General features: G+C 69.9%; 6 protein-coding genes. All 6 read right to left on the bottom strand.

Features of this window, described 5'->3' with window-relative positions; translation table 11 throughout:
* A partial coding sequence (locus C667_RS26555; protein ID WP_004377846.1) for a DUF1289 domain-containing protein occupies positions 1-165 on the bottom strand: 165 nt, incomplete at its 3' end.
* On the bottom strand, positions 162-362 hold the full coding sequence (locus tag C667_RS25205; protein ID WP_083881364.1) for a DUF1289 domain-containing protein: 201 nt from the start codon (positions 360-362) through the stop codon (positions 162-164). The genes C667_RS26555 and C667_RS25205, both read right to left, overlap by 4 nt.
* A gap of 234 nt (positions 363-596) precedes the next feature.
* Entirely contained in the window at positions 597-1,532 is a 936-nt protein-coding gene (locus tag C667_RS19525; RefSeq protein WP_004377842.1) for a hydroxymethylglutaryl-CoA lyase, read from the bottom strand.
* Between the two features lie 165 nt (positions 1,533-1,697).
* Entirely contained in the window at positions 1,698-3,386 is a 1,689-nt protein-coding gene (locus C667_RS19520) for an AMP-binding protein (RefSeq protein WP_004377841.1), read from the bottom strand.
* 206 nt (positions 3,387-3,592) lie between these two features.
* The gene (locus C667_RS19515) at positions 3,593-5,596 is read right to left on the bottom strand and encodes an acetyl-CoA carboxylase biotin carboxylase subunit (protein ID WP_004377840.1); all 2,004 of its coding nucleotides are present in this window, start codon (positions 5,594-5,596) and stop codon (positions 3,593-3,595) included.
* Positions 5,597-5,644: 48 nt separating this feature from the next.
* On the bottom strand, positions 5,645-5,947 hold a 303-nt coding region (locus C667_RS19510; protein ID WP_004377838.1), incomplete at its 5' end, for a DUF4126 domain-containing protein.

Genomic DNA, 5,947 nt, shown 5'->3' with positions numbered 1-5,947 from the left:
GCCGGCCGGCCGCGCCGCGGCGACATCCGGCTGCGCGGCGGCGCTCGTGTCCGGCGCGGGCGCGGGCACGCCGTTGATCTCGTCGGCGGTGCGCCCGCAGCCCAGGCACACGCCCGAGTCCCAGTCGATCATGCACACGCCGACGCACAGCGCATCGCCGCTCATGCCCGCGTCTCCACGGCCCGGCCGGCTGCGCCCGAGCGCTCGCGGCGCTCGGCCACGGCGGCGAGGATGTCGCGGCGATCGTCGTCGGTCGTGCGGCTCCAGCGCGTGATCTCGTCGATCGTGCGCTGGCAGCCCTCGCACCAGCCGGTGTCGGGGCTCATGCGGCAGACGTTGGTGCAGGGGGAAGGAATACTCATGGAGGCGCTCTCTGTCGGTTGCGGGCCGCGCGTACGTGCGCGCGGCCTCGTTGCTTGCGACGCCCATTATGAACGAGCCGCAGCCGGGCACGACAGGCAACAGCCCGGCAAGCCTGGCGGACTGCTCGGCGCATCGCCGTTCCTGGCGGCCATGTTCGCGGGCAAGCCCGCTTCCACAGCAGGTTCGCCACGGACGGGCGCGTGGGGAGGAGGCTTGCCCACGAACTGCCCTCCTCAGGCGCACGCCACCTTGGCACGCTTGGCCAGCACCGCCCGCGCCACGCGCGAGGCCGGCTCGCGACCGAGTTGGGCGCTGATCCACGCCGCCGTGTCGACGAGCGCGTCGACGTCGACGCCGGTGTCGATCCCGAGCCCGTCGAGCAACCAGACCACGTCCTCGGTGGCGACGTTCCCCGACGCGCCCGCCGCGTAGGGGCAGCCGCCGAGCCCGCCGACCGAGGCGTCGAACACCGCCACGCCCATCTCCAGCGACGCATACACGTTGGCCACGGCCATGCCGTAGGTGTCGTGGTAGTGGCCGGCGAGCTTCTCGACCGGCACGCGCTTCGCGACCACCTCGAGCATGCGCTGGATGCTCGCCGGCGTGCCGACGCCGATGGTGTCGCCGAGCGAGACCTCGTAGCAGCCCATGTCCAGCAGCGTCGCCGCCACGTCGGCCACCGCCTGCGGCGCGATCGCGCCCTCGTAGGGGCAGCCGACCACGCAGGAGACGTAGCCGCGCACCCTCACCCCGGCCGCGTGCGCGGCGTCGGTGACGGGGCGGAAGCGCTCGAGCGACTCGGCGATCGAGCAGTTGATGTTCTTCTGGCTGAAGGACTCGGAGGCGGCGCCGAACACCGCGACCTCCTTCGCCCCGGCCGCGAGCGCGGCCTCGAAGCCCTTCAGGTTGGGGGTGAGCACCGGATAGGCGACCCCGGGCGCGGCGGCCGCGAGCACGCGCGGCAGCAATTCGGCGTTGTCGCCCATCTGCGGCACCCACTTGGGCGACACGAAGGAGGTGGTCTCGATCGCCTTCAGCCCGGCGCGCTCGAGGCGGCGCACGAGCTCGAGTTTGGTGTCGGTGGAGACGAGCTGCTTCTCGTTCTGCAGGCCGTCGCGCGGGCCCATCTCGACGATGCGGACGGCAGCGGGAAGGATGGAACTGGCCATGGACGGGATCTCCTCGGGAATGGGGTCACACAGATGCAGGAGCGGCGGCAGCCGCGAAGCCCCGACCATCGGGCAAGGTGGATTCGCGTGCGCGATCTGGCACCGTGTTCGCGGCTGCCGCCGCTCCTACAGGAGGCATGCGCGGCTCCGGTGCTCCTACGATAATCAGGCGGTTTTCGCCTCGTCGAGGCCGAGCTCTTCCTTCATGCGCTGGCGGATCAGGAACTTCTGGATCTTGCCGGTCACCGTCATCGGGAAGCTGTCGACGAAGCGGATGTAGCGCGGGATCTTGTAGTGCGCGATCTGGCCCTTGCAATACTCGCGCACCTCGTCCTCGGACAGGCGCTCGCCCTCGCGCAGGATGATCCAGGCGCACAGCTCCTCGCCGAAGCGCTGGTCGGGGATGCCGACCACCTGCACGTCGAGCACCTTGGGATGGGCGTAGAGGAACTCCTCGATCTCGCGCGGATAGATGTTCTCGCCGCCGCGGATCACCATGTCCTTGATGCGGCCGACGATGTTGCAGAAGCCCTCGTCGTCGATCACCGCGAGGTCGCCGGTGTGCATCCAGCCGCCGGCGTCGATCGCCTCCTTCGTCCTGGCCTCGTCGTCCCAGTAGCCGAGCATCACCGAGTAGCCGCGGGTGCACAGCTCGCCGGACTGGCCGCGCGGCACGATGCGGCCCTCGTTGTCGACGATCTTCACCTCGAGATGGGGCTGGACGCGGCCGACGGTGGACACGCGGCGATCGATGGGGTCGTCGGTGCCGCTCTGGAAGCTCACCGGCGAGGTCTCCGTCATGCCGTAGGCGATGGTCACTTCACGCATGTTCATCTTGCCGATCACCCGCTTCATGACCTCGATCGGGCACGGGCTGCCGGCCATGATGCCGGTGCGCAGGCTGGAGAGATCGAAGTCGGCGAAGCGCGGATGGTCGAGCGCGGCGATGAACATCGTCGGCACGCCGAAGAGGCCGGTGCATTTCTCCTGCGCCACGGTCTCCAGCACCGACAGCGGCTCGAAGGCCTCGGCCGGGTAGACCATGGTGGCGCCGTGGGTGAGGCAGCCAAGGTTGCCCATCACCATGCCGAAGCAGTGGTACAGCGGCACGGGGATGCACACACGATCGCCCGGCACGAGCTTGATCGCCTCGCCGACGAAGAAGCCGTTGTTGAGGATGTTGTGGTGCGACAGCGTCGCGCCCTTGGGGTGGCCGGTGGTGCCGGAGGTGAACTGGATGTTGATCGGGTCGTCGAACTGCAGCTTCTCGGACAGCACGGCGAGCGCGGTGAGCTCCTCGCGGCTGGGCGCGCGCAGCAGCTCGTCGAAGTTGATCATGCCGGGCGAGGTGTCGGTGCCCATGCGGATCACCATCTCCAGGCTGGGCAGGCGGTGGCTGCGCAGCAGGCCCGGCTCGCAGTGGCCGAGCTCGGGCGCGAGGTCGGCGACCATCTCGAGGTAGTTGCTGGTCTTGAAGGCGGGCGACAGCACCAGCGCGCGGCAGCCGACCTTGTTGAGCGCGTACTCGAGCTCGGAGCGGCGGTAGGCGGGGTTGATGCTGACCAGCACCAGGCCGGCCTTGGCGCTGGCGAACTGGGTCAGCGCCCACTCCATGTTGTTCTGCGACCAGATGCCGATGCGCTCGCCGGGTTCGAGGCCCAGGCGCATCAGGCCGCAGGCGAGCGCGTCGACCCGGCTCTTGAGCTGCGCGTAGGTGAGGCGCACGCCCTGATGGCGCACCACCAGCGCCTCGCGCTCGGCGTGGCGGGCGCAGGCGTCGTCGAAGAAGCGGCCGATGGTCTGGCCGATCAGTTGCTTGTCGGATGCACCGTGGACGTAGCTCTGGGTACTCATCGTGTCGCCCTCTCTCCTCTCGTTCTGATGATGCTTTGTCAGGGTGCACGCCGCGCTCGATCCGGCCGGCGCGCACCGATGCCGCCATTGTTCGCGGCTTCCGCCGCTCCTACAGACAGTCGCCCCCACAGGGCCGGTGTGCGCTTGTCGTGTGGGGCGGAAGCCGCGATCGGCACGCGTGCCAACGACTGACGGTCAGCAGCGACTCATGCTGCGGCGGCTTCGAACTCCACCAGCTCGGCGCCGTCGCCGACCTGGTCGCCGACGCCGAAACGGAAGGCCTTGACCGTGCCGGCAGCGGGCGCGGTGATGGTGTGCTCCATCTTCATCGCCTCCAGGATCAAGAGCGGCGCGCCCTTCTCCACCTTCGCGCCTTCGGCGGCGACCAGGGCGATGACCTTGCCCGGCATCGGCGCCATCAGCCCGCCCTCGGCACCGCCGCCCTCGCCGCCGTGGTGCAGCGGATCGACCGCGGCGAGTTGCCAGGCGCGGCCCTTGGCGAAGACGTGACGGCGGCCGGCGGCTGCGATCACGGTGGCGTCCATGCGCGTGCCGTCGAGCTCGACGCGCAGCAGGCCGCGCGGGTTGAGCTCGCCGCGCGCCTCGACGCTGCGGCCGTCGATCGTCAGCCGGTACGCACCGGGCAGGTAGGCGACGTCGACCGCGCGCTCGGTCTCACCAAAACGGAACAGCAGGGTGCGGCGGGCGGTGGCATTCATGCGCCAGCCGTCGCGCGCATGCCAGGGCGAGCGCGCGTCTGCCGTGCGCTGGGCGCGCTTGTCGGCCAGGGCCGTCTCGCGCAGCAGCTCGGCGAGCGTGGCGATCTGCAGCACCTCGTCGGGCACGCCTTCCTCGGCCGGGAACAGGTAGGCCTTCTCGCGCTCGATGAGGCCGGTGTCGAGGTCGGCGCCGGCGAAGGCCGGGCAGGCGGTGAGGCGCGACAGGAACTCGATGTTGTTGGCCACCCCCACCACGCGGTAGTCGGCCAGCGCCTGCAGCATGCGGGCGAGCGCGCGGTCGCGGTTGATGTCCCACACGATCAGCTTGGCGATCATCGGGTCGTAGTGCGGGCTGATCTCGTCGCCCTCCTCGACGCCGGTGTCGACGCGCACGTGCAGCGATTCGCCGGGCGGCGCCAGGTGCACCAGCTTACCGGTCGACGGCAGGAAGCCCTTGGCCGGATCTTCGGCGTAGATGCGGGCTTCGAGCGCATGGCCGCGGATCTGCAGCTGCTCCTGCGCCAGCGGCAGCTTCTCGCCCGAGGCCACGCGCAGCTGCCACTCCACCAGGTCCAGCCCGGTGATCATCTCGGTGACCGGGTGCTCGACCTGCAGGCGGGTGTTCATCTCCATGAAGTAGAACGAACCGTCCTGGTTGGCGATGAACTCGACGGTGCCCGCGCCGACGTAGCCCACCGCCTTCGCCGCTTCGACCGCGGCCTTGCCCATCGCCGCGCGCCGTTCGAGCGTCATGCCGGGCGCAGGCGCCTCTTCCAGCACCTTCTGGTGGCGGCGCTGCACCGAGCAGTCGCGCTCGAACAGGTACACCACGTTGCCGTGGGTGTCGCCGAAGACCTGGATCTCGATGTGGCGCGGCTTGGTGATGTACTTCTCGACCAGCACGTGTTCGTCGCCGAAGCTGGAGCTGGCCTCGCGCTTGCAGGAGGCGAGCAGGTCGATGAAGTCCTCGGACTTCTCCACCAGGCGCATGCCCTTGCCGCCGCCGCCGGCCGCGGCCTTGATCAGCACCGGGTAGCCGATGGCGTCGGCCTGCTGGTGCAGATACGAGGGCTCCTGGTCGTCGCCGTGGTAGCCGGGGGTGAGCGGCACGCCGGCCGCTTCCATCAGCTTCTTGGCCTCGGACTTCGAGCCCATGGCGCGGATCGCCGACACCGGCGGGCCGATGAAGACGATGCCTTCGCGCTCGCAGGCGTGGCAGAAGTCCTCGTTCTCGGACAGGAAGCCGTAGCCCGGGTGGATGGCCTGGGCGCCGGTGGCCTTGGCCGCGGCGATGATCTTGTCGATCACCAGGTAGGACTCGCGCGCCGCCGCCGGGCCGATCAGCACCGCCTCGTCGGCCAGGCGCACGTGGCGGGCGTTGGCGTCGGCCTCGGAATACACCGCGACGGTCTTGATGCCCATGCGGCGGGCGGTCTTGATGACGCGGCAGGCGATTTCCCCACGGTTTGCGATCAGGATCTTGTCGAACATGTCGTCTCCAGCTTCTTGTCGGAATTCAGAAAGTTGTCCCTGCAGGCTTCACGGCGCGGGCAATGCGGGTCGCTCCGGTCGCAAGCGCGGGCGGAACACCCGCCGCAGGAAGCGCCACAGCACCACGATCAGCGCCACCGCCAGCACCACGAACACCACCAGCGCCACCAGGAACCACAGCGGCTCCTGCAGCAGCAGCCACAACCCGCCGGCGAACATCGCGTCCTCGCCGAGCGAGGTGGTGACGTTGCTCACCGGCTCGGGCGAGGTGTTGATCGCCGCGCGCGCCCCCGCCTTGGCGAAGTGCGCGCCCGCCGCCAGCGTGCCGCCGGCCAGCGCCGCCGCCAGCTG

Origin of the sequence: Thauera phenylacetica B4P, from assembly GCF_000310225.1 — a bacterium.
Taxonomy (GTDB): domain Bacteria; phylum Pseudomonadota; class Gammaproteobacteria; order Burkholderiales; family Rhodocyclaceae; genus Thauera; species Thauera phenylacetica.
This window is presented reverse-complemented; position numbering and strand designations above follow the sequence as displayed.

Excerpts from the sequence above, each read along its gene's own strand:
- C667_RS19515 (WP_004377840.1), bottom strand. The coding sequence starts at position 5,596 with ATGTTCGACAAGATCCTGATCGCAAACCGTGGGGAAATCGCCTGCCGC.
- C667_RS19520 (WP_004377841.1), bottom strand. The coding sequence starts at position 3,386 with ATGAGTACCCAGAGCTACGTCCACGGTGCATCCGACAAGCAACTGATC.
- C667_RS25205 (WP_083881364.1), bottom strand. The coding sequence starts at position 362 with ATGAGTATTCCTTCCCCCTGCACCAACGTCTGCCGCATGAGCCCCGAC.
- C667_RS19525 (WP_004377842.1), bottom strand. The coding sequence starts at position 1,532 with ATGGCCAGTTCCATCCTTCCCGCTGCCGTCCGCATCGTCGAGATGGGC.